This window comes from Halomicrococcus pelagicus, from assembly GCF_050954125.1.
In genome coordinates this window covers 1-20,186 of the sequence record NZ_JBPBWC010000007.1, presented here as the reverse complement: position 1 = coordinate 20,186, position 20,186 = coordinate 1, and the positions used below count along the sequence as shown (strand labels likewise).

The 20,186-nt window shown below is 58.5% G+C and carries 18 protein-coding genes and 1 pseudogene; 11 read left to right on the top strand and 8 right to left on the bottom strand.

What is annotated here, in order from left to right:
* Positions 1-65: 65 nt before the first annotated feature.
* Positions 66-398 (bottom strand): DUF7344 domain-containing protein, encoded by a 333-nt coding sequence (locus tag ACRYA2_RS14075; protein WP_433629220.1) that lies wholly within the window; start codon positions 396-398, stop codon positions 66-68.
* 365 nt (positions 399-763) lie between these two features.
* Here ACRYA2_RS14075 and ACRYA2_RS14070 point away from each other — a divergent pair.
* From ACRYA2_RS14070 to ACRYA2_RS14060, 3 genes and pseudogenes are all read left to right on the top strand, one after another.
* Positions 764-1,932 (top strand): annotated as a pseudogene (locus ACRYA2_RS14070) (RNA-guided endonuclease InsQ/TnpB family protein).
* A 34-nt stretch (positions 1,933-1,966) separates the two neighbouring features.
* On the top strand, positions 1,967-3,280 hold the full coding sequence (locus ACRYA2_RS14065; protein WP_433629218.1) for an NAD(P)/FAD-dependent oxidoreductase: 1,314 nt from the start codon (positions 1,967-1,969) through the stop codon (positions 3,278-3,280).
* A 432-nt stretch (positions 3,281-3,712) separates the two neighbouring features.
* Positions 3,713-4,102: a hypothetical protein gene (locus ACRYA2_RS14060; protein WP_433629215.1), complete on the top strand. Its 390-nt coding sequence runs from the start codon at positions 3,713-3,715 to the stop codon at positions 4,100-4,102.
* A gap of 610 nt (positions 4,103-4,712) precedes the next feature.
* Here ACRYA2_RS14060 and ACRYA2_RS14055 read toward each other — a convergent pair.
* The gene (locus tag ACRYA2_RS14055; RefSeq protein WP_433629213.1) at positions 4,713-5,552 is read right to left on the bottom strand and encodes a helix-turn-helix transcriptional regulator; all 840 of its coding nucleotides are present in this window, start codon (positions 5,550-5,552) and stop codon (positions 4,713-4,715) included.
* Between the two features lie 107 nt (positions 5,553-5,659).
* Here ACRYA2_RS14055 and ACRYA2_RS14050 point away from each other — a divergent pair, with 107 nt between their 5' ends.
* Positions 5,660-7,468: an FAD-binding protein gene (locus tag ACRYA2_RS14050; protein ID WP_433629210.1), complete on the top strand. Its 1,809-nt coding sequence runs from the start codon at positions 5,660-5,662 to the stop codon at positions 7,466-7,468.
* Positions 7,469-7,686: 218 nt separating this feature from the next.
* On the opposite strand, the gene ACRYA2_RS14045 is transcribed toward ACRYA2_RS14050, so the two are convergent.
* Together ACRYA2_RS14045 and ACRYA2_RS14040 are read right to left on the bottom strand one after the other, a co-directional pair.
* Complete coding sequence (locus ACRYA2_RS14045; RefSeq protein WP_433629208.1) at positions 7,687-8,742, bottom strand: class I SAM-dependent methyltransferase; 1,056 nt, start codon at positions 8,740-8,742, stop codon at positions 7,687-7,689.
* A gap of 300 nt (positions 8,743-9,042) precedes the next feature.
* Positions 9,043-9,864 carry a helix-turn-helix transcriptional regulator gene (locus ACRYA2_RS14040; protein ID WP_433629205.1) on the bottom strand — a complete coding sequence of 274 codons (822 nt, stop codon included), beginning with the start codon at positions 9,862-9,864 and terminating at the stop codon, positions 9,043-9,045.
* 213 nt (positions 9,865-10,077) lie between these two features.
* On the opposite strand from ACRYA2_RS14040, the gene ACRYA2_RS14035 reads away from it, so the two are divergent.
* Entirely contained in the window at positions 10,078-10,875 is a 798-nt protein-coding gene (locus ACRYA2_RS14035) for an alpha/beta fold hydrolase (RefSeq protein WP_433629203.1), read from the top strand.
* A gap of 157 nt (positions 10,876-11,032) precedes the next feature.
* Here the strand turns inward: ACRYA2_RS14035 and ACRYA2_RS14030 are convergent, their stop codons facing one another.
* Complete coding sequence (locus ACRYA2_RS14030; RefSeq protein WP_433629689.1) at positions 11,033-11,686, bottom strand: ribonuclease HI family protein; 654 nt, start codon at positions 11,684-11,686, stop codon at positions 11,033-11,035.
* A gap of 480 nt (positions 11,687-12,166) precedes the next feature.
* Positions 12,167-12,889: a hypothetical protein gene (locus ACRYA2_RS14025; protein WP_433629201.1), complete on the bottom strand. Its 723-nt coding sequence runs from the start codon at positions 12,887-12,889 to the stop codon at positions 12,167-12,169.
* Positions 12,890-13,059: 170 nt separating this feature from the next.
* Between ACRYA2_RS14025 and ACRYA2_RS14020 the strand changes: the two genes are divergently transcribed.
* On the top strand, positions 13,060-13,374 hold the full coding sequence (locus ACRYA2_RS14020) for a thiamine-binding protein (protein WP_433629199.1): 315 nt from the start codon (positions 13,060-13,062) through the stop codon (positions 13,372-13,374).
* Here the strand turns inward: ACRYA2_RS14020 and ACRYA2_RS14015 are convergent, their stop codons facing one another.
* A complete protein-coding gene (locus ACRYA2_RS14015; protein ID WP_433629197.1) occupies positions 13,375-14,472 on the bottom strand; it encodes a thiamine ABC transporter substrate-binding protein in 1,098 nt (365 codons plus the stop codon). It abuts the gene before it with no gap.
* Positions 14,473-14,545: 73 nt separating this feature from the next.
* Between ACRYA2_RS14015 and ACRYA2_RS14010 the strand changes: the two genes are divergently transcribed.
* On the top strand, positions 14,546-14,689 hold the full coding sequence (locus tag ACRYA2_RS14010; RefSeq protein ID WP_433629195.1) for a hypothetical protein: 144 nt from the start codon (positions 14,546-14,548) through the stop codon (positions 14,687-14,689).
* A 127-nt stretch (positions 14,690-14,816) separates the two neighbouring features.
* Here the strand turns inward: ACRYA2_RS14010 and ACRYA2_RS14005 are convergent, their stop codons facing one another.
* Positions 14,817-15,797 (bottom strand): winged helix-turn-helix domain-containing protein, encoded by a 981-nt coding sequence (locus ACRYA2_RS14005; RefSeq protein ID WP_433629192.1) that lies wholly within the window; start codon positions 15,795-15,797, stop codon positions 14,817-14,819.
* 346 nt (positions 15,798-16,143) lie between these two features.
* On the opposite strand from ACRYA2_RS14005, the gene ACRYA2_RS14000 reads away from it, so the two are divergent.
* The 4 genes from ACRYA2_RS14000 to ACRYA2_RS13985 form a co-directional block, all read left to right on the top strand.
* Positions 16,144-16,824 carry a hypothetical protein gene (locus ACRYA2_RS14000; protein WP_433629189.1) on the top strand — a complete coding sequence of 227 codons (681 nt, stop codon included), beginning with the start codon at positions 16,144-16,146 and terminating at the stop codon, positions 16,822-16,824.
* Positions 16,811-17,083, top strand: a complete 273-nt coding sequence (locus ACRYA2_RS13995) for a DUF8156 family protein (RefSeq protein ID WP_433629186.1) — start codon at positions 16,811-16,813, stop codon at positions 17,081-17,083. Before ACRYA2_RS14000 ends, ACRYA2_RS13995 begins: the two co-directional genes overlap by 14 nt.
* Before the next feature lie 4 nt (positions 17,084-17,087).
* On the top strand, positions 17,088-19,184 hold the full coding sequence (locus ACRYA2_RS13990; protein WP_433629183.1) for a type B DNA-directed DNA polymerase: 2,097 nt from the start codon (positions 17,088-17,090) through the stop codon (positions 19,182-19,184).
* Positions 19,185-19,563: 379 nt separating this feature from the next.
* Positions 19,564-20,186, top strand: a 623-nt coding sequence (locus ACRYA2_RS13985; RefSeq protein ID WP_472850128.1) for an HU family DNA-binding protein, incomplete at its 3' end; no start/stop codon positions are given.

Here is a 20,186-nt window from a genome sequence, read left to right as displayed (position 1 = left end):
CTGGAGGCCAAGAGGTGGCTGTCGCAGTCCGGTCAGAGCAGTAAGACGAGGAGTGAATCGTTTCCCTATGCCTCTGACGCAAATGAGAGCAGTGCTTCCAATTTTTTGTGTCCGCGGTATCGGGTTCTGTTGGATTGAGGATCGTATTCAATGATTCCTGTATCGGCCAGTTTGGGTAGGTGAGCATGGTGGAGAGCCACCTTCGCCTGCTCGGACTCCTCGAATCCACCGTCTGGGGCGGCCAAGTAATTCGCGAGTTCATCCGCTGTCGCCATACGCTTGTCTCGCTCTAGGAAGAAGTGTAGCACTCGCCGCCGATCTTCGCTTATCAGGACATCATGGAGTTCGGTGGTCGAAAGCGTATCTTCGCCGGGTTCGTGATGACCTTCCCCCGCCATTCACACCGATATGAATTGACCATCAAGGGTAAGCCCTATTCTTGTCTCGTAAAACTCTTTATAGGGCAATGCCGGTCTGTGGTCGACATCCGTCTGGGGACGATTCACCTTCAATTAAATTCCAGTAAGCAACCATCCAAATAATCCTCATTGGTTTCCTGGACGGCGACGGCTCACCACCAGACAGACAGGTGAGCGCCGTTTGTTTACAGGCGGTCAAGGCGAATGCCCCGGGGCTTGACCCCGGGGTTGAAGCCGACAACTCGTGACACAAACCATTAAGTGAATACATCACTAATCAAGAGACGGCGATGGATTACAGTCACCGCTACCCCGCATATCCGACACAATAGGTAGCTGGTGAACTGGAATACCATATCGACGTTCATCGCCAAGCGTACAACTACATGCTGTACGAGTACGAGAACGTGGATGCCGATGACATCGGTTCCGCGTACAAACACCACTACCGACTCCCCGACTGGAAAGACGACTATCCCGTCTTCTCAGAGGTCAACTCGAAGGCTCTGCAACGAACCGTCTCACGGTTCTATCAGAATCTTTCGAACCTGAAAGACCAGAAAGAGAACGGGAACAAGGTTGGGAAACTCACGTGGAAGTCACCGAGGGAGTTCCAGAGTATGACGTACTCGCAGTCTGGCTTCGAGCTCAAAAACACGAGTGGCCGACACGCGACCCTCTGGCTCTCAAAAATCGGCGACATCAAAATCCGCTACCACCACGACATCCCAGACGAAGCCGACATCAAAGAAGTCACCATCAAGAAAGAGACAACCGGCGACTGGTTCGTCTCCTTCGGACTGGAAACAGACGACGCTGACCTCCCCGAGAAGCCCGATGTGGACTCGCTTGATGCGAGCAACAGCGTTGGGATTGACCTCGGCATCCTGAACTACATCCACACGTCGGACGGTACGACCGTGGATTGGCTCGACCTCGAAGACGAGTACAACCGGCTTCGCCGCGAGCAACGCAAACTCTCACGGAAGGAGAAAGGGTCGAGCAACTACGAGAAGCAACGCCGGGAAGTGGCGAAGGTGAAGCGTCACATCCGGCGGAAGGTGCTGGACTACCAGCACAAAATATCGACGTGGCTCGTCCGTGAGTACGACGCCGTATTCGTCGAGGACTTGGACGTGAAGGGGATGCTCGAACAGTCGCACAACGCTCGGAACAAGCAGGATGCGGCGTGGCGACAGTTCATCCAACTCCTCGAATACAAGGCCGACCTGTACGGTTGTCACGTCAAGCAGGTCGAACCCGAGGGGACGACGAAGGAGTGTGCGAAGTGTGGTGTGGAGACGACGAAGCCTATCTGGGTTCGGGAACACTCTTGCCCAGCGTGTGGGTTCGAAACGGATAGAGATGCGAATGCGGCGATGAATGTCCTGCAGGCTTTTCTGAACTAGGGCTGGGATGGCCCGAAGAGACGCCTGTGGAGACTGCGCTCCCGACGGACACCACTACGGTGTCTGCAAAGCGCGTCATCGAAGCAGGAAGCCTCGGGGCGTGACCCCGAGGCGATTCACGAGGTGGAAGATTGCGCGATGAGTATAGCCTCTCTATTCAGCACGCCACTCCTATCACACTCTGAGGGATTCAACAGGGCCGATAGCGGTAGTCGTGCTTACGACCTGATCGATGCATCGACTATCGAGCTTCTCTCGGCGACGTTTGGAGTCACCCACAGTGTTTTGACCTCTCTACGCAAGACGCTAGTAATGTCAACAAGCACCGACCGGGTTGTGGTAGTTGGCGCAGGTGTTTCGGGGCTTGCGATTGCGCGCGAACTCGCTGCAGACCACGAGGTAATCGTGCTCGATAAAGGTGGTGTCGCTGCAGACACGACGTCACGTGCGTCGGGGATGATTTCGCTCGCGCTCGAACCGTTTCCAGATGAGTGGGCGGCGTTCGCTCTCGAGCAGTTCCGCGAGCTTGACGGCCAGGGCGTCTTCTCGTTCACGGAGCGCGAAACGGTTCGGCTCGTCCCCGAGGCGGATGCCGACCAGTACACGAGGCAAGCGCCCGACGGTGGAACCTTTCTCACACAATCAGAACTCGAACAGCAATACCCAGAGTCGTTCGGCGACCTTGCAGCCTATGGCGGTGGCCTTGTCTACGAGAGGACGGGCTATCTCGACGCACTTGACTACGCGATGACGCTGAAGTGGGCTGCAGAACAGGCGGGAGCAGCTGTTTTCCGCGACCACGAAGTGCAAGACCTTAGGGTCGCTGACGGTGAGGTGACGGGCGTCGAAACGGAGTACGGGCCGATCGACGCCGATTACGTCGTGTACGCAACTGGCTGGAAGACACGCGATCTTCTCGCCGACTACGTTGAATTGCCGGTGCGTCCGCTCCGCTGGAACGCCGTGGTCATCGAACCCGACACACCGCTCCCGAATGGCTGTCCATTGGGGTCGGAGCCGACGATGCGCGTGTACTGGCGGCCAACCAATCGGGGGGATGTTCTCATCGGTGGGAACGAACACCTGCTCGCGGACCCCGAAGCCACGCCGATGGGCGTCCAGGAGTCGTTCCGTGACCGCGTGAAAACGGACGTCGCACCCCTGCTCGCTGGGGTCGCTGATGGTCGGATTCGTCGCGAGGACTGTTGTCCGACTGCTGACTGTGCCTCACCGGACGGCCTACCGATCATCGATACCCCTGACACAGCGCCGGACGGACTCGTCGCCGTTACCGGTCTTCACGGGCGTGGCGTGATGCTTTCGCCTGTGACCGGGCGCGCTGTCCGGACGCTGGTCACTGGCGAAGAACCCACGTTCCCGATGGAGAGATTCCGTCTCGATCGCTTCGATAGCCACTCAGCAGACTTCGAGTACCAAAGCCACTGGGAGTAGCAACCCCTGTGAAGAGTGGGACGAGGAGGGAGAGCCGGAACGAATCTTTCGTGAGACGGCCCTGACACGGCTGGGTGCCAGCACGTGTCGTACCCGCCCAGTGCCGCCGGCCCTCACCCCGTGATCGACGGAATGGGGCTGTGTTCGGCAGATGGTGGTGTTGGTGGCAATGACTGCTTTCGCGGCACTGACGTCTAGATACCACTCCGTGACTTCTCCCACGACTGAAGTCGTGGGCTTTCTCCTCGATTCTATAAAGTCTATCAGATTATATAACAAAATTTATGATATAGAGTGGTTCAATCCGCTGCCTGATTGTCACGGAGATGTGCCATGATTCGATTGGTGTAAGTATGAGTGGACGAGCAGTGCTTCAGTTGACTGCTGCCCGAAAACACGGCCGTCTCGCCCGCACTGCAGGGGTGTAAATCTATGCGAGCCAGCGGTCTGACTGGTGTGGAGCTTCAGGTTCACAGTCGAGTAGCGCCCCTTGGACGACCGCTGGCCATCGCCTGTTTGTTCGGAGGCTACGGTGCAGTCGCGATGAGCGTTGTCGCACCGAACGTGTTCAATTCAATATTTGGCATGGTCTTAGACGCGATTGTTCTCCCAGTCGCCTACCTCGTGACATTCGTCTATCCAGCAGCCTACGCGGTACTGGCACTCACGGCTGCATTCGGCGTAGTCAACGACCAGTCTAGCGGGATGAGTTGGAACAATCGCGACCGTATCCACGTCTACTTGGCCGTTGCATTCGCCGAGTGGGCAATTCATCACCTCCTCTATCTTCTATTCTCGCTGCTCTCGGAGTGGTGCAAGTGATCTGGGGCCTTCTTCGGAGCGATCTCATATACGCCTCGTTCGGCGTCATCTATGCTTTTGTTGGGGGAGCATCCCTCTCTATGCAGCACGGCGACTGACGAGTTCACGGAGAGGAAGCCGCGATACATTCACACTACGTACTGAGCACGTTCCCTGCTCACCTGCTCTATCTTTACGGAGACTAGTAGTTCGAGCTCGATCAGTAGGCCGAAGTATTGACTGCGAGCATGCTTGACTCCCCAGACTGACTCTACACTATCTCTTAGAATATCTCGTTGGTACTTGATCATTCTTCAGCTTCGTCTCGGAGATTCCGACACTCGTAGAGCCCAGTATCGGCTTTCTCGACCACGTCCTCGTTCCTATCGGCTTCATCAGTCATGAACCGCCGCGGTCAATTCAGTAGCAGCCGAACCTGTGCTGTGGCAGTGACCGATATGCGCCCTGTATTCAGCAGACCCTGACTGAACTACAGAGCATCTGTCAAGAAGAGCGTGCTGCATACAGAGGCTGTATGCAGAAACCTGGATCAATCTCTAAAGAATCTCTTGACAAGCCGAAAGCGTGAGAGGGATTACGTCGTTCGACAAAGCCGAGCACGTGCCTCAGTTCACATCGTAAGCTCCAGCCCTCCTCGCTCCATGGCCTCATAGAACCCCTGCTGCGTAAACTCCTCCATCAGGAATGCTTCGGATTCATACACCTCATAGACGGCCTCGGCCCATTCTCGCACTTCCCGTGAACCTGTATCTACGAAGACGCGAAGCTGCCTGGCGTTCGGCTCACAAACTCCTATCCCGATGCGATCGTCGAACACAGCGAGGCTAAACGGGAGATCGTCGTGCAGCTGGATCGTGAGATAACCGCTCATGCACGCTTCCATGCACTTTTCCGGGTACTCGTCGAGGGTGTTCTTGGCGGCTTCGGGTAGGACGAGATCCTCCGTTTCCATTCCACTGACGATGCGGTCCTTGATCTCCTCCATGTAGAGCGGGGCGATTCCGTCTACGTCGAACCCATGGAGCGTCTCCGTCTCTTGCACAAGGGTGACGAACCGTGCCACCGGGCTGTAGGGATCGCCACGTTCGGCGCTCGTCACGGTGGCGTCAGCGAACGCCTCAGCGTCGATATCGACTGGTGCATCCTTCACTGCGTCCAAGACGGGTGCAAGCCGGAGTGCCGACCCAGCATCTCGTTTGAACGTGGTGAGCGCGTCCGTGAGGAGTCGCCCTGCATCGGTAAGCTGGAAGCGACCATCAACTCGCTCGATAACGCCGAATTCGTCGAGTGTGCGTGTATGCCGGTGGCAGGTAGCCCTCGATACGCCCAGCCGGTCTTGAAGCTCGCCTCGGTCGAGTGCCTCCTGCTGGAGTTCCTCAAGCAGCGCCGAGCGCCGGAGCAGGTCGATCAGCCGGTCGGTTTTCTCGGACTCGGCCGTCTTCATGCTCATGAATTCACCGTCCACTACAATAGGTCTGTCTCAGGGGGTGAGACGGTCTCAGTCGGCCGAAAATATCACTAGTTGATTACATATTTCCCCTAGCCGTAGCCTCAATCATGTCTCACCGAGACACGGCCACACCGACCGACCACGAAACACTCGGTCGTACCCTAATTGATGCGGGCTGGAACGAGAGCGACCATGACCGAATTGACGACCTGTATGCCGACGACAGCGTCATCAACGACCCATCGGAACCCACCGCTGGAACCGGCCCTGACGCGTACGAACGGTACGTCACGCGCCACACGGATGCCGCAGCTGAACTGGAGCTGACAATAGACGACATCACCGTCGCAAACGGAACGATAGCGATTCAGGTGTCCGGGAACGCCACCCCAGAGAGTCACTTCCTGGGCCGTGATCCAGACCGCGAGGACGGAGCGGTCACGTTCTCGGGCCTCGAAGTCCTCAGCGTCGAGAACGGGTCTATCGTGGAGTGGTCAGGAACGCTACTCTCCGACGCCGCCGTGGACGCTTTCGTCGAAGGGTTTCAAGGCGATGTGATTCGCCCGGGCGACGGCGAGTACGACGAGGCACGCGCCGTCTGGAACCGAGTGATCGACAAATATCCGGCCCTCATCGCCCGGTGTACCGGCGTGGCGGACGTCATCGATGCCGTTGACTTCGCACGGGAGAACGATCTGCTGGTTGCCGTCCGCGGCGGTGGCCACAACGTTGCCGGGACAGCTGTCTGTGACGGCGGGTTGGTGATCGACCTTTCCCGGATGAAAGGTGTTCACGTTGACCTCGACGCCGGGACCGTTCGAGCCGAAGGGGGCGTAACATGGGGCGAGCTCGACAGGGAGACGCAGGTCTTCGGGCTGGCGACGCCCGGTGGGGTCGTGTCGATAACCGGCATTGCGGGGTTGACCCTCAACGGCGGGATGGGGTGGCTCCGGCGGAAGTACGGGCTATCCATCGACAACCTCGTCTCAGCGGACATCGTGACCGCCGACGGCGAGTTCCTCACCGCGAGCGAGACCCAGAACTCCGAGCTGTTCTGGGGAATTCGTGGTGGGGGTGGCAACTTCGGGGTCGTCACCAGTTTCGAGTATCGACTCCATCCGGTCGGCCCCGAAGTGATGTTCGCTGCGACGATGTACCCGCTCAAGACGGCCCATGAGGTACTGGTTTCGTGGCGTGACTTCATGGCCGACACCCCGGAGGAGGTTTCCTCAGAGGTGATTTTCTGGTCTGTTCCTGCTGTTCCCGATTTCCCCGACGAGACGCACGGTGAGCCCATCGTCACCGTCGCCGCCATGCACTGTGGCCCCGTCAAAGAAGGACGGCGCGTGCTCCAGCCGCTGCGCGAACTCGCCGAGCCACTTCTGGATCTGAGCGTCGCCGCGCCGTACACGCAGGTTCAGAGGATGTTCGATCTGTTCTTTCCCGAGGGCGAACTGTGTCACTACTGGAAGTCGATTAATCTTGACCGCCTCGATGACGAGATCATCGATGCTGTCGTCACGATTGCCAAGGATCGTCCCGACCCACGAATCCTCATTCCGATCTGGCATCAGGGCGGCGAAATGGATCGAATGGACGCAACTGAGACTGCCTACGGGGACCGGAGTATGAAGTATATGCTGAGTCTGGATTCGACGTGGGAAGACCCTGCGGACACCGAGGAAATCGTTGCGTGGACGCGCGAGCACTGGGCAGACATGCATCGCTTCTCCGACGGCAGTCTGTACTTGAACTTTCCCGGTTTCGGCGAGGAAGGCGAAGAATTAGTGCGGTCGGCGGCCGGCCGAGAGAACTTCGACCGACTGGTCACGCTGAAAGAAGAGTACGACGCCGGGAATCTGTTCCGACTTAATCAGAACATCACGCCGACGGCATCACCGTCTGGGGATAAGTAAATGAAATCTCATGGGTTGAGTGGGGTTGATCCGGTCATAAATCTGTGCTGAATACGCGCTCTGTATTCAGCACACAACTTCTGACAGCGACTGAGTAGATCGACACAGTTCGTGTGAGATACAGAGAGTGTACCCCGTAACCAATGTTACGACAAATCCCGAGAAGGCCGGGACCACTCTACGCTGGCTGGCACTAAATTAAAATCGTTCGGCGCAGGCTACGCTCTCGCCTCGAAGACGAGATTCAGCGGCGTCTCGGCTGCCCGACGGAACCGGGAGAACCCTCCCTCAGTGACGGCGTCCCGGATACCTGCCTCCCCGGCCTGCGCGCCCAGCACACGCTCGGCCTCTTGATCGAGTGCGCACGGCGTACAGATCAGGGTCGAGATTGAGTACGCTGCCCGGCCCATCGGATTAAGGTTGTCTTCAACGCGGTCCTTGGCGAACAACTCGACGATCATCCACGTACCTTCCTCAGCGAGGGTGTCGCAGACGTGCGATGCTGCTCCCACGGGATCCCCGAGGTCGTGGAAGGCATCGAACGTCGTCACGAAGTCGTAGGCAGTGCCATTATAGGACTTGGCGGTCGCCACTTCGAAGGTTACGCGGTCGGCGACGCCAGCCGCCTCGGCCCGCTCTCTTGCCGTCTCGATCGACCGTTCGTGGGCGTCGATACCGACAAATGTCGACGCGGGATACTCCTCCGCCATCAGAATGGTTGACGCACCGTGACCACAGCCCACATCGGCAACGCGCCCGCCGGCTCGAAGCGTCGCATCTACGCCGTCGAGGGCGGGAATCCACTGGTCGACAAGATTCGCCATGTACTGTGGCCGCCATGAGTACTCGATGGCGCCGAAGAGTTCTGCGTCGTGTTCGTGCCAGCCTACGCCCTCGCCGGTGCGGAACGCTTCGGCAAGTTGGGGTCGGATTTTGGACGCCGCCAGTGCGACCTGGAAATTCCCGACCATGAACCCCGGGCTGTTCTCGTCGGCCAACACTGCGGCCTGTTCGGGGGTGAGACTGTATTGGTCGGTCTCGGGGTCATACGTCACGTACCCGCCAGCAGCCTGTGCCTTGAGCCACTCGCGGACGTACCGTTCGGCGGTGTCGGTTTTCTCGGCCAACTCGGCCGACGTGAGCGGTGCGTCAGCGAGCGCCCCGTACAGGCCGAGCTCGTCACCGATGACGACCAGGGGGGCGTGTGCCGTCGCGCCGACATCGTTTAAGGCTATCTGTATCTGTTGATTCAATTGGTCTTCGTCGAGTGCCATGCTTGATCTTACTTGCTGAAGCGGGGTGGTGGTGTGATGTCGTGCTGGTTGAATTCCGTTGCTCTAACGTCGATTTTTTGTCTAATGTTCGGGTTCAGGACCCGGTTGTTACATCGACCGTGAGAACATTATACTCATTTTATGGAACCGTTTCACACCGTGCAACACCGACAAACAACTCCTTGGACCCGGTACCCTGTCGGTCATTCATCTCGTCACTACTCGCCAAGGATACCTCATCTGGGAATGAAATCCGCCTCGTCTAGGGTCGCTCGAGTACGCAGTTCTACGCCCGCCTCGCTACGTCTCGGCTTGGATGGACTCTGCATCGGCCTCCAACGACGAGACGGTGAGTTGGGTCGACGCTTCTCGGTACTGATTGAACGTCGTCTCGAGCCGTTCGATGAGCGCCGGATCGTCGGATTCGATTAGGCCAACGTTGACGTCCTCTTCGTTCGCCACAATGAGGTAGGCCGTCCCGTCGTAGATGCCCCCAGGCCCGATATCCCCGTCGTAGAGGTAGACCGATGACTGGTCGGCAGCGACAATCTCCTCGAACTTATTGGCGTTAGGGGACGTCATCGCCGATTCCAGTGCACTAGGCGTGAGCACCAGTTCACACGTCTGGTTTCCCTCGACCATCGCCTCGTATCTGGCCTCGATACACGCCTTAGGGAACCGGTTTGCCAAGGTATACGTCCAGGTCGACTCGCGCTCGATCTCCAGCACGCGTGCCACCGGGGCCATCGGATTCTCGGGGGTCGCCGCGGTCACGCTGGCGTCGGCGAGAATCTCGAGGTCGAACTCTCGGTCCAGTTCCCCGAGCGGGAACCACGGAAGCAGGTCCCGCAGCTCGTGGGCCGTTTTCATGTGATCGTAGAGGTCGACGAAGATGGTAGCGACGTAGTCTCCGAGCGGCGTCAACGCATAACGGTTCCCCTCCTTAGCAACCCAGCCTTGGCGCTCGAAATCGCCGAGCAGACGGCTGATCGTCGCTTTGGAGGACTCGGTCGCGCTCCGTAATTCCGATCTCGTGCAGGGACCGGAGGCAAGCGATTCGAGTGCGACGAATCGGTTTTCCGAGTCCGCGAGGAACCGAATGTCTTCGAGCGGCGTGTCCATGATAAACACCATGGTCGATGTTCACATAACTGTATTGTCAGTCTGTAGCACACGGTCGGGATCTGAAGACCCCATACCTGTATTGCCCGATAAGCGCCCGCTATTCAGCACGGTTGCTGAGAACTGCTCCGAGTCTGTCTGATTCGGCGTGTTGGATATAGAGAATGCATTTATCACGAACAGTTATGCTAATTCGGCCCCATACAGAGGGCCATGCCAGTTATCCAATGCAATGGTGCTAATCTCTACTACGAGGACTACGGCGAGGGCCAGCCGATTGTCTTTCTCCACGGCGTCTTACATGGTCTTCGGTTCTTCGAGCCACAATTAACCGGGCTCTCGGACGACTATCGGCCGATTGCATTCGATTTCAGGGGGCACGGCCGCTCGGAGAAACCCGAACTCGGCCATACGGTCTCTCAATATGCTCGTGATCTCCACGCGTTCCTTGAGGAGCGAGATCTTGAGGACGTGATCATGGTAGGCTGGTCTATGGGTGCGTTCGTCTCGTGGGACTATGTCGATCAGTTCGGCACTGAACGTATCCGTGGACTCGTCGACGTCGATATTGAGGCCACCCGATACCAGTGGGACGATTACGAATACGGACTCGCTCGCCTGGAGGACATTCAAGCGTTGCTCGAACTGGCCCAGTCCGACCAGCCGGGTCTCATCGACCGCTTCACGGAGCAGGTCTTCGCCGACCCTACGCCTGAGACCAAGGCCTTGCAGTACGACGAGATTTCCCGGACTCCGCCGCCGATCCAGAGCGCAATCCTGTTCGATACGCATACTCGTGATTACCGATCCGTCCTCCCCGAAATCGACGTTCCGATGCTGGTCTGTGCCGGCACCGCCGAAACAAGAGGGCCCGTCGACGCCGTCCGACACGTTGCGAACCTCGTCCCTGACGCCCGGGTGGAACTCTTCGAGGGGAGTGGCCACGGTCCACCGTACGAGGAGCCGGAGCGGTTCAATCAGGTCCTCAGCAAGTTTGTCGACTCAATATGACCGATACGCGCCCTCTATTCGCAACAACTGAACGTATTGCCGAAGGCCTGTCAACAGCGTCGCGCTGAGTACAGAGGATGTAGTCAGTCCGTGGGTTCTAGTAGCTTCTGAGGATCTCAACAGAGCCGGGATTTCGAATTTGAAGCGGTGTACGCTACTATGTAGGTCCGAGGGCTGCGATATCGGCTCCTACTGTCGCCAGTGCGTCGGCGGGGTTCGGGTCGCTGTCGGCCAGATGCGTGTACTGGTGTTCCGGGATGCTCGACAGTGTTGCCGTGATGGCCTCGCTGTATGTCTCGACGCCCGGTTCCGTCGGGTCATTGCCACCCCAGACGTCTCGGATGACCGTCATCGAATCGATGCGCACGTCCAGCCTGCGTGGCTCGTAGCGAGCCACCAGTTCGGAGAGCCCGAGCTGGAGGGCGACATACTCGGCGGTGTTGTTCCCCGTCCGGGAACCGACGGGTCGGCCGAGACGGGCGAGTTCATTCTCCGCAGCGTCCATGATGACGGCGCCTGCACCTGCGGGGCCGGGGTTGCCGCGTGAACTGCCGTCGACGTAGAGGACGAATGTGTTGCTCGTCGGCTCAGGGACGGGTGGCCGGGCGAGTCCCGACGCCAGCAGGCTATCGAGCGCGCGACGCAACTCGGCCGAGGTGGTCGCGGGGTCGAATAAACCGCCGTAGCCGGGAACAGCGTCGTCGATGGCGTCGGTGGCGGCCGCCATCTCGTAGCCGACGCCCGCGAGTACCTCGTCGACGAGGGTGGCGAGCGGCGAGAGGTGTTCGGCCGGGAGGGGGTCGTCGGTCACGCCACGTCCCCCGTCGGGCTTCGGTTTCGGGGGCTCACACCCTCGCTCGCGGATGATCTCGTTGGCTGGTCGCACCACTGCATACAGGTCCTCGGTGGTCAAGCCGGATAATCTCTTCAGGTGGCACCGGTGGCGGGCCGGTTTGAATCAGTCGGCCCCGTGGGATCCTCAACGGCTGAAACAAACGGCCTGCTGAATAGAATGGATGTCTTCAGCACGGCTTCTGAAACCTATCACCGGCTGAGGGTTTCAACAAGGCCCCGCTATCCTATTCGAGAGCAAACGACGGTGACGCCGGGTGGCTTGTCTTCCGTTGTGTGGGATGACTTCCTCCCTCGGACGAAAGCTATGCACATCCAATAATACACTATCGTAGCCTTCTACAGTCTACGACTGAAGCAGGCTGAGTGTCTTGGGGGCGTGACCCCGTGGTGGGCGCCCTCGTCAAGCGAGGAGGCTGTCACCTCGGGAATGAGCTGTTCAGAGTGGGAATCCGCCGTAGCGGAGATAGACCATGTCGAGAATGAGGAGTAGCTGGAAGAATCCCTGCACTCCACCGAGCATGGCGTTTTGCCGTCCGATCGACGCGATGATGGACGGGTCCGGATGGTCCGACCGCATCTCCTTGTACATCCGGAGTTCGCCGGGCATCAAGAAGCCGAATCCCTGGATAGAGAGAATGGTTACGATGGCGAGTGCGATACCCAGGGAAGGGTCGATCATCTGGAGTTGACCGATAGTAGTTGCGACCCAGGTGAGTGACCCGATGGCTGCAGCGGCGAATGGGAGTTGCCAGCGCCAGTCGCTCCACGCCTCAAGTCGCCATCCCAGTAACAGCAATACCGGGATGAGATTCACTGCTGTGAACAGTGCGAGCCATGGCTCAGCGTTCTCGAAGAGTCCGAGGCGCTGTGCCAGCGTGAGTCCACCAGCGATGGTGACCGTTGCGAGTGACGGCAAGAGAAAGGCTGTCTTGGGCGTGAGGCGCTTGAAGAGGGCGGCGCTCTGCTCGTCATCGAGGCCACCGATTACTGGTCCGAGGACTGCTCCGATGAAGATGCCAATTCCGGTCCAGAGAACGCCAGCCATGACGTGGACGTAGGTGTGCTGTTGTATTGATGCAACTGTCACCGCGTAGCCGAGCGCAGTGAATGGGATGAGAATGACGGCTACTGCGAAGGCTGGGTTCGCGCGTTTCCCCATGCCTGCAATCGTCCCTCGAACTGTCGCTGCTGATATATATATGAAATATTACAGATATGGGTTAATGGCAGCTCTCCAGGCAAATATTGCCTGCTATGGGGGAGTCCCGATAAATTCCCTGGTTGTAAAACCGACAATTGCTTCACGGAGGGCGGTACGTAGTTGAGAGTATGACGGTATTTGGAATGTTCCGCGTCACCCCGATTACGGAAGAAGACATTACAGAAGAGGTCGTGACGGCCATCGAAACGCTCGAAGAGTACGACGTCGACTATAGAACGAATTCCATGTCGACAGTCGTCGAAGCCGACGATGTCGATGAGCTTCTTGCGGCGATTGGCGCGGCACATGAAGCTGTTCCTGGTGACCGAGTGAGTACACTCGTCCAGATTGATGACTTACGGACGAAAGAAATGAAGGCCTGTGAAAAGGTCGACGCCGTCGAAGATGAACTCAGTCGGGAGGCGAAAGGGTCCCGCAACTAACTATCGAGTAGCGACCATTTGCGCCCACTCCTCTTGCCAGGTATCGAGATTCTCGTGCAACTCATCATAGGTATAGCGCAACGGATTGGCTGGCTTCTTCGCATATTCGTCGAAGACGGCAGGGACTGAGGCGTGGTCAGTAATCGGGAACGACACGTTGAGTTCTGCAAGCTTGCCCTGTGCAGTCGGCGTCAACATGAAGTCCATGAACGCTGTTGCTAACGCAGATTGATCGCTCGTCGCGAACTTCCCCATGCCACTCACGAACGTATACCCGTGACCACCAGGCAGCGCAACTTGGTGTTTCTTGAGGTCTTGGTCAGCACGTTTCGCATACACTTGATCGGTTGCGAACGAAGTGATGATGTCCGTCTCACCCGACGTGAATGCGGTATACACCTCTTCCCAGGAACCGAGGATTCGGATGTCGTTGTCGAGGAGCTTCCGCCAATAGTCGAGATAACCGTCTTCTCCTTTCTCTTTCACGGTCCATAGAAGGAAATACAGGCCAGTATTGTCGGTTTGCGCGTTTTGAACGGTGAATTTCCCCTGATAGTGAGGCTCTGTAAGTGCATCCAGGGTTTTCGGCCTGTCTACTTCGTAGCCATTGTAGACAAAGCTCTGATACCCGGTGAACGCAGGGAGTACGTGGTCGTCGGGCGCAAACGAATATTCGGACTTGATGTGGTCAACGTTCGATAATCGGTCGGTAGCAACGGGGTCGAACAGGGGTTTCGACAACTTCCGGTCGATCCGAACGAGATCAGGGACTTTGAGGCCGATATACACGTCGGCGTCGATCTCGACGCCCTGTTGGCGCCGTTGGACGTAGTGATTGAACGCGTTCTTTGGTGCTTCCCATTTGAGCGTGACACCTGGATATCGTTTTTCGAATTCCTCTTTGATCCACGGGCCAGGACTACTCGACGGGGCGTCGACAAAGTTCCCATACGTCGCAACAGTCAACGTTCCTTCAAGTGACCCCCCATTCTTGGTTGTCGTCGTGGAAGTACGGTCAGTACCGCTGGAGCTGGTACAGCCAGATACCAGAACCCCGGTCACACTACTTGCTGTTGTAAGGAACTGACGCCGGCCCATATATGGGTGGTACCACCAAGTAGTGGAATAAACATCTTGTCTTCTTCCTCGAACACGAAATACAGAGCGTCAATTGACTCACCCTACCCCCGTCGCCCATCTCATCGACCAGGGCAACGAACGTGGCGACGCGCGAGCGCACATCGAGCAACTGCTGCTGCTGAATGGCTACCTCTACGAAGTCGATGACGAACTGCGGCTGCCATCGCGACCCTGACGAGAGCAGACGTCGTCCGTTTCCTGCGGGGGGCTCTGTTGAAACCCGTTGCAGTTGATAGAAATCGCGTGCTGAACGCAGAGGAACCCTCCATTCGTCCGATTCGGAATATCGCTCCGATGATGGCTCAGCCCGACTCGATTACCTCGATAATGTTCAACTCCTCGTCCATCGTCAACTGCAGTTCGTCGCCCTCGTAGTCGATCGTGACCCGAACCAGGGGTGGATCCACCGACACGAGTTCCTGGTCGTGGTGGGCCTGTAGGTTTAACTCTATACGTGGCTGGAAATGCACGCCATCCTCGTACTGGAGGGGCACACCATGGTCGTAGTAGAAGGCGACCACCACGGGGTGATTGATGACGAGCCACCATGGCACCATCTGATGGTGCCGTTTACAGACGCCACAGCGAAAGCGGGCTACAACGGCGTCCCGCCAGCCGCAGTTGGGACACACTCCCTCGGCGGTGTGGTCGTCACAGAGATGCAGCCACCCCTCCATCGGGCCGGAGCACGCGTCACACACACCGCCGAGCCCGGAATGCAACAGGCCCCCGGTCCAGACCGCATTGAGCGCCTCTGCAGAGCGCCGATCGGTGAAGCCAGCCGGATCGAATGCTCCTCCGGCGAGAGCTCCCCCTGGGACATCATCATGATCGAACTTCCCGTCGCACTCGGTGCAGACCCAAAAGAGCCACTGGTCATGGTAGGTGACCATCGTAGGAGCGCCACACAGGAAACAGTCCAAGTCTACCTCGGTCGGGTCAAGTGATGGCTCTTCGATGCCCGCGCCCGCGATGACCGTCCGGATGAGCTGGTGACCGGCGCGGCGGAGTTCGTACCCGTCGTCGGTGTGGCGGACGAAGTGCCCGACGAGTTGTTTGAGGTGGTAGTTGAACTGCGAACCGTCGCGCATGCCGACGCGTTTGCGCAACTCCGCGAACGCGACGGTGTTCTCCGCTTCAAACGGTTCGTACGCGTCCCAGAGCGCCAGCAAGATCGCCAGCCGGGTCTCGTTCCCCAAGACGGAGAAAGCTTCCGTCGCGCGTGGCCCAGCGGCGCCCGCCGCCGCTTCGAGTGGTGATTCGGTCGAGTTCGTTTCTTCCATGTGGGGCGGTACCACAGAACGTGCTATAAAACGGAGGGGAACAAGTATAGGCTGCACTGTGTGTTTTGGGCAGTTCGTATTTGGGGTGGCAAGTTGGCCGGAACTTGTGGAAGCACCATCGGAAACGAGGCACGCTCAGGAAAATCGAATCGACCGCCACTCACTCTTCCAAGCGCGAAAGGAGACGATAGGCCCACTTCCGCCCGTATGGGACGATTAGACGCTCCTCACTAGCACTGCGAGAAATACTATGGACACATCTGCAATCGGTGATATCGGTGTATCGGAAGCTCCGGAAACAACCCGGTTGAATCTATACCTGATAACGAGTGTACATTTTCCTGTGATGGTAGGCCAGACACAACAGCCGGACTTACCGACGCTCGACCCAGGGGTAACGCTGCTCGAAGTAGACGACCGCACGACCGGGGCACTGCACTCGCTCGTGCTCGACCACTTGGTTGGTGACGGCGGCGACGCGGTCTGGGTCGACGCACACGGCCACGGAACGACGCAGCCACTCGCACGCATTGCGCCGTCGATGCGGCTCCTCAACCGCGTCGCTATCGCACACGGGTTCACGCCATGGCAGCATTTCAGTCTCCTCCGAGACTTGCCCAGCGATCTCACGGACTCGACAGCGCTTGGCGTGCTGCCAGCGTTCGACTGGTTCTATCGGTCGGACGACTGTTCGGACCGTGAAGGCGATCGACTGTTCGCAGTCGCTCGCTTTCTTGTCGCTGATCTCGCCGCCAACACAGACATCCCGCTAGTGCTGACGCGAACAGCCGACGACGATTTCACCAGTCCGCTCGCCGACCTCGCCGATGATGTCGTTCACTGTAAGGGTACCAGGTTCGGCCCACGGTTCGCGGGTGAAGACTTCGAGACACTGGTCTATCCATCCGGGAACGAGACGTTCCAAACGACGCTGGCGTACTGGCAACGCGTGCTCGCCGCGCGCCACCCCGCCCTTGCGTCGCCAGCGGCCCAAGAGCAGGAGGTGACCGTCCATGGGGCGGACTAATCTGACGTATCGTGAGTTGCTGCGGGCGATGGAGGACCGCTGGGCTGACTATCGGCGTGCACTCCGTCAAGATGACCAAGTGGCGTTCGACCAGCTGTTCGAACACGCTCGTGGCTACGCTGATGCAGCGGGCATACAGAACCACCAGTCGGTCGAGGTCGCCGTCCTCTTCTCCGTCGTCCTCGCCCACCAGCAACGACTCGATACTCTCCAAGAGCGCCTCGACGCCCTCGAAGACGACCTCAACGCGACCGAGTGACGGTATGGTGTACACAATCGACTATCGCGATGGCGACGTCCTCCGCTGGTCGCTCACCGACGACGGTGCCACGTACACGGTTGACGACACCTACACGCCGTCGCTATACGTCTCCGCCCACGGAGACGGGTCACTCGCTAAGATTCAACCGGCACTGAGCGGTCATCCCGCCGTCGACCGGACGCGCGTCGTCGACGAGCGAATCTCGTTCCGTCACGACCCGGAACCCGTTCTCAAAATCGATGTCGTTGATCTCGATGCGGTCACGACAATCGCCCGCACCGTCCACGGATGGGCCGAGCCGGGCACGTATCGCTGCTACAACGTTGACCTCTCGCGCGAATTCCGCTACTGTCTCGAAACCGGTCTCAACCCGCTCCCCGAGCGCGAACTAGAGTGCGTAGAGCTGTCCGTGCCGGAGTCGGAACTCGCCAGCGACACCATCACCGAGTGTACGATCGACGACGACCACGTTTCGGGAAGCAACAGGGCAGTGCTCGAAACAATTGGCGCTCAGCTTGACCGTGCTAATCCGGACGTGCTCATGCTGAACACGAGCGACGTCGTGCCGGCACTCTATCGCCAGGCAGAACGCTGCGACATTGAGTTCGAACTCGGCCGACTTCCGGGATGGCAGCAACTGGCGGGTGAATCGACGTACGCGAGCTATGGCCAGGTCGGCCACTCACCGGCCCGCTACAACGTCCCGGGTCGCGTCATCGTCGACAAGTCGAACACGTTCATGTGGAATCAGACGAATCTTGACGGCTGTCTCGACCTCGTCGACCGCTCTTGGAAACCGCTGCAGGAGCTCTCGTGGTCGTCGATTGGAACTATCCTCACGGCAATCCAGATTCGTGAAGCCCGGAATCGCGATGTGCTCGTGCCCTGGCGGTCGTGGCGCCATGAGCAGTTCAAAACGATGCGCCAACTCCACGACGCCGACCGTGGTGGATTTACGTTCGCACCGGAGGTCGGCCTGCATGAGGACGTCCACGAACTCGATTTCTCGTCGCTATACCCGAATATCATCGTCACACGGAACGTGAGCCCGGAGAAAATCCGCTGTGACTGCCACGATAGCGCGGACGTGCCCGGTCTTGACTACAGTATCTGTGACGAACGAGGCTACCTCCCGGACGTGCTCGAACCCCTTATCGAGGATCGAGACGCTATCAAGGCAGAACTGCGAGAGACCGACGATGCAGATCGACGGGAAGCGCTTGAAGGACGGTCGAACGCCATCAAGTGGATTCTGGTGTCGTGTTTCGGGTATCAGGGCTTCTCGAACGCGAAGTTCGGCCGCATCGAGTGCCACGAAGCAATCAACGCCTACGCTCGCGAGATACTGCTGGAAGCGAAGGCGATACTCGAGGAGAACGGCTGGCAGGTTATACATGGTATCGTCGATAGCGTCTGGGTTACACCTCGAGACGGTGCAAACCAGACACCGCTTGACGTACTGGCCGACCGCATCTCTGACGCGGTCGACATCCGGCTTGAACACGAAGCACACTATGACTGGATTGCGTTCGTCCCATTACGCGATTCAGACGCCGGCGCATTGACGAAGTATTTCGGAAGCAGAGCCGACGGCGACGAGTACAAATATCGTGGCATCGAGTGTCGTCAACGAAGCACGCCACCGTTCATCGAGCGTGCACAGAAGGCACTCATCACTGCGCTTGACGCGCACCGAGACCCGGAAGCGGTCTGCACTGAACTGCAATCGTGGCTTGACCGACTCCGACGCGGGGCCGTCGATCCGGACGAGCTGGTCATTACGAAGCGAGTGTCGAAGCCCCGTGACGCCTACACGCAATCGACACAGAGCGTCGCCGCACTCGACCGTGCAGCAGACCTTGGACTGACGCGAGCACCTGGCCAAGACGTCGCATTCGTCGTCGTTGACGACGCCAAGCAGTCACGAGACCGTGTGACGCTCGCGGTCGAACAACCAACCACGTACGATAGTGAGTATTATCGAGAGTTACTGATACGCGCTGCAGCGAGCGTGCTCTCACCACTCGGCTGGCGAAAGAACCACATCGAACAGTTCCTCTCCGAGCACGAGGACGTCTGTCTGCAATCGTTCACCTGACAGCCGGCACCATCTCGTCCAGACTGCCAACCACGACGGCGACCCCGTGCAGTGCTTCAAGATGCTGCGCAAGCGTCCAGACGAGCCAGTCGATTGGCTGGAGACGGTGCCGTACTCACGGGCAGTCCACGGAGAGTAGGCCGACATGTTCTACAACGTTACCGACCTCGCTCGGGAGCCACACGGGAGCGTCCCGGGCTATCTCTCGAAGATGCTTCGAGCTTTGGACGAGTTCACAGGCGGTACGAGGCGGATGCCACGGGGCTTGACCCCGTGGAGGAAGCCGACACTCGATGAAACTCACCACGCTCGATGGCAAGCCGACTCCCCACCTTACATGTAAATTTTTTTAGGAAACATCCGTAAATGTGAACCACGGATGGACGACGCGCCACGACGCACCGTGCCCATCAAACTCAACGTGCCCGAAGAGCGTCGTGGCGACCTCCATCAAACCAAGACTCAGTTCCTCCACTGCGCCAACCGAACGAGCGAGTGGGCGTGGCGCTACGACGAACTCTGCATCACCAGCAAGAGCAACGCCGAAGACGCCCTCTACGACGAGTTGCGCGAAGAAACCGACCTCACCGCGAACCTCGTTCAAAAAGGCATTCGCCGCGCTATCGAAGCCGTCACAGGCGGCGTTGAGAAGCTCAAGAAGGGCGAGAAGACGAGTCAACCACATTTCGACTCGTGGAGCGTCGTGTACGACAAGCGTTCAGCGACGTTCAACGACGACCACGCCACGCTCTCCACGCCGAACGGCAGAGTCACCTGCGAATACGTCCTCCCACCCGAGGACGAACGAGAAGACACGCCGTTCGGCAGGTACTACGAGAACGACGACTGGGACGCCTCCAGTGCCACGCTCCAGTACGACGAGCAGGACGACACGTTCTACCTGTACGTCACGCTAAAGAACCCTGACTACGAGGGTGACGCAAGCGGACGCCAAGAAGCCAGTCACGATGATGATGGTGCCGAGAACGGAGTGGTTCTCGG

What these genes read in the sequence shown, in the direction of transcription:
- ACRYA2_RS14005 (WP_433629192.1), bottom strand. Translation starts at nt 15,797, where the DNA reads ATGGAAGAAACGAACTCGACCGAATCACCACTCGAAGCGGCGGCGGGC.
- ACRYA2_RS14025 (WP_433629201.1), bottom strand. Translation starts at nt 12,889, where the DNA reads ATGGGGAAACGCGCGAACCCAGCCTTCGCAGTAGCCGTCATTCTCATC.
- ACRYA2_RS14045 (WP_433629208.1), bottom strand. Translation starts at nt 8,742, where the DNA reads ATGGCACTCGACGAAGACCAATTGAATCAACAGATACAGATAGCCTTA.
- ACRYA2_RS14000 (WP_433629189.1), top strand. Translation starts at nt 16,144, where the DNA reads ATGGTAGGCCAGACACAACAGCCGGACTTACCGACGCTCGACCCAGGG.
- ACRYA2_RS14035 (WP_433629203.1), top strand. Translation starts at nt 10,078, where the DNA reads ATGCCAGTTATCCAATGCAATGGTGCTAATCTCTACTACGAGGACTAC.
- ACRYA2_RS14015 (WP_433629197.1), bottom strand. Translation starts at nt 14,472, where the DNA reads ATGGGCCGGCGTCAGTTCCTTACAACAGCAAGTAGTGTGACCGGGGTT.
- ACRYA2_RS14020 (WP_433629199.1), top strand. Translation starts at nt 13,060, where the DNA reads ATGACGGTATTTGGAATGTTCCGCGTCACCCCGATTACGGAAGAAGAC.
- ACRYA2_RS14040 (WP_433629205.1), bottom strand. Translation starts at nt 9,864, where the DNA reads ATGGACACGCCGCTCGAAGACATTCGGTTCCTCGCGGACTCGGAAAAC.
- ACRYA2_RS14075 (WP_433629220.1), bottom strand. Translation starts at nt 398, where the DNA reads ATGGCGGGGGAAGGTCATCACGAACCCGGCGAAGATACGCTTTCGACC.
- ACRYA2_RS13995 (WP_433629186.1), top strand. Translation starts at nt 16,811, where the DNA reads ATGGGGCGGACTAATCTGACGTATCGTGAGTTGCTGCGGGCGATGGAG.
- ACRYA2_RS13990 (WP_433629183.1), top strand. Translation starts at nt 17,088, where the DNA reads ATGGTGTACACAATCGACTATCGCGATGGCGACGTCCTCCGCTGGTCG.
- ACRYA2_RS14065 (WP_433629218.1), top strand. Translation starts at nt 1,967, where the DNA reads ATGAGTATAGCCTCTCTATTCAGCACGCCACTCCTATCACACTCTGAG.
- ACRYA2_RS14060 (WP_433629215.1), top strand. Translation starts at nt 3,713, where the DNA reads ATGCGAGCCAGCGGTCTGACTGGTGTGGAGCTTCAGGTTCACAGTCGA.
- ACRYA2_RS14050 (WP_433629210.1), top strand. Translation starts at nt 5,660, where the DNA reads ATGTCTCACCGAGACACGGCCACACCGACCGACCACGAAACACTCGGT.
- ACRYA2_RS14055 (WP_433629213.1), bottom strand. Translation starts at nt 5,552, where the DNA reads ATGAGCATGAAGACGGCCGAGTCCGAGAAAACCGACCGGCTGATCGAC.